The 1,576-nt window shown below is 31.7% G+C and carries 2 protein-coding genes; both read right to left on the bottom strand.

The features are described 5' to 3' along the window. Positions 1–36: 36 nt before the first annotated feature. Entirely contained in the window at positions 37–378 is a 342-nt protein-coding gene (locus tag ACRDBA_RS01430; protein WP_438571165.1) for a hypothetical protein, read from the bottom strand. After that, the coding region (locus tag ACRDBA_RS01425) for a DUF1576 domain-containing protein (protein ID WP_438571164.1) at positions 368–1,576 on the bottom strand (1,209 nt) is incomplete at its 5' end. The genes ACRDBA_RS01425 and ACRDBA_RS01430, both read right to left, overlap by 11 nt.

Genomic DNA, 1,576 nt, shown 5'->3' with positions numbered 1-1,576 from the left:
TACGGACAGGTTTTGTCATTTTATTTCCTGGAAATATTATTTATTTCTGATTAATTCAATATATAATTGTTCTTCATTATAATCTATACGTGCCTCATCAATCATGGATCCCACTAACCCCAGTTCTTCTCCACGATCTGCTTCGCCAGCTAACTCCCAATAGTATTCTTCCATTTCACGTTCTCTTGGGTAACTTAAAAAATCTCTTATTTTAGCCGTTGCACTTTTTATATCTTTAATATGATAAGCAGTTACTGATATAACTTCCTTATCATCTAGATTTTTAATATTAATCTGTACATCATCCGCATGATTTTCTAAGCAAAATGTAGTTAATTCATCAATCATTTTTGATATTTTTCTTATCTCATGTCTCATTACGTTTCTCCCTTTTAAAAGCATCCATCATAGGAATAAATAATGTGGCAATAATACCTGCCGACAATCCATTATTATACAGCATTATTCCACCATGTAAATCCCCAATATTTAAAACAAGCATAAAATGCATTATTCCAGCTAGAATTCCAGGTATAATCCCAAATTCTCCTGCAATTGGTGCAAGACTTGTCCCAAACAACGCTGATATAATTATTGTAGTTGTACTTACTTCTCCTTTCATTATGAAAGAAGCTAGCGTTACTCCTATCATAATAGGAATTGTATTTCTAAAATGCTTACCAAAAGCACCAAATCCTATCACCGTTAGCATAGCAGCTATAACAGGTCCATTCAGTACACCGCCCATTAATATAATATACACTAGACACATTAATCCAAGTAGTCCCATATTAACTAAGCTCAGACCAAAACCAACATGTTTAATCATATCTGTAACGAGTCTTCCTGAATGCTTAAAAATATCCTTTATCCCTTTAAAACTTTTCTCATTGAGTATATACCCTATCAAAATTAAAAGTAGGCAAAAAACTACAAAGAAAATTCTAATCATATATTGCTTTTCTTCCATAACTCCTGAATTTTTAGGTGTATCATATCCCAATGCACTTAATATAGAATAGACCACTATTCCTACTAGCCCAGCTGCAAATCCCATGTTATAAATACTATACCCAGAATGCGCTGTAAGCATATGTGAGGATATAGGAGGCATGATAAATCCAATAAATGCACTAATTACTGCAGATAATATCCAAGCAATAAGTACATTATCCGAAATACTCTCTACTAGTGTACTTGTCAATGGACTTAATGCTGTTGCTAGCATATTGATCACAATAACATTTTTATAAGTAATTCGATGATATTTACAATAAATATACCCACCTAGATAAAAAGGCCAAATATTAAATAGATTTTTACCCATAAATGCAAATCCCGATAATAAGAATAATGCAGATATAATAATCCCGTTAGGCCTCAAATCAAGTTTTCTTAATAAATATAGATTTACTAAAGTAATAAGAGCAGAGTTCACCATCGCTGCACCTATATTTCCTACTACAAAATAATCTGTTAATAGTAGATCATTTGAATTTTTTATAGCTCCCATACCTTCTAATATTTCTTTTGGTGTGTTAAAAAAGAAGGCAAATACTAACATACTTAAAGGTAA

This window comes from Clostridium sp., assembly GCF_051654825.1.
GTDB lineage: Bacteria > Bacillota > Clostridia > Clostridiales > Clostridiaceae > Clostridium.
This window is presented reverse-complemented; position numbering and strand designations above follow the sequence as displayed.

Bases quoted from the DNA above. Each gene is read 5' to 3' on its own strand.
- ACRDBA_RS01430 (WP_438571165.1), bottom strand. From the start codon at position 378: ATGAGACATGAGATAAGAAAAATATCAAAAATGATTGATGAATTAACT.